The sequence below is a fragment of the Butyrivibrio sp. CB08 genome (assembly GCF_003625485.1).
GTDB lineage: Bacteria > Bacillota > Clostridia > Lachnospirales > Lachnospiraceae > Butyrivibrio.
The window spans coordinates 1-701 of record NZ_RAIR01000022.1; the positions used below are offsets into that span (position 1 = coordinate 1).

Sequence of the window (701 nt, forward strand, 5' to 3'; positions counted from 1 at the left end):
GCCGCATGGCGGCATGAACCTGTAGGATGCTCTATGCATCCTGCAGAACAGGGCATGTCCACTATGCCCCTATCCCATTGGCTTACCTTTGGGAATACTTTCCTTAAGATGTTTGCAGCTCCATTTATGTCTGCATTTGTTATTGTACCATCGTAGTGCCTGTAAAGTCCTCTCTGTATCCTCTTTCCTGAGAAAAAGTAGTTTCCTGAACTGTTCTTTTTATACACAGGGATATAGTCTTTTGCAAGAAAGTCTGCCTTTGATGTGTAGCTTTCTTCCGTGAGAACAAACTTTATACCATATTCAGCAAGTTTGTATCTGAGCATGTCTGCAAATATCAGCATTGGTATCTGCACAAAGTTCTGGTTATTGACATGTCCTATACCTATCTCCTGTTTCTGGTATGTATTATGCCCCATCACTACTACATCTACATGGTTATCCCTTGCATAGGCTGCAAGCTGTCTGCTCACCTTATGGAACTGATCCTTTATCCTTCTGTTCCTCTTTTCAGTAAGAGCATTCATCTTTCTTGTCCTGTACCTGTTGTTACATGTCATGGCACAGGAAGAGAGTCTTTTCATCTCTTTGTTGTAAAGCTGGTTGATTGACTTGATCACACCTCCCTTTATCACAAATGGCCTTGCACCAAAAGTGTTTGCTACAGCAGCTATGTTGTCTGTTCCGGGATCTATGGCCAT

1 protein-coding gene is annotated in these 701 nt (G+C 42.4%); it reads right to left on the reverse strand.

All coding sequences use genetic code 11. From position 1 onward, the window contains the following. Nucleotides 1-701 (reverse strand): RNA-guided endonuclease TnpB family protein (locus D6855_RS16585; RefSeq protein WP_147368162.1); only part of this gene is annotated, 701 nt, incomplete at both ends.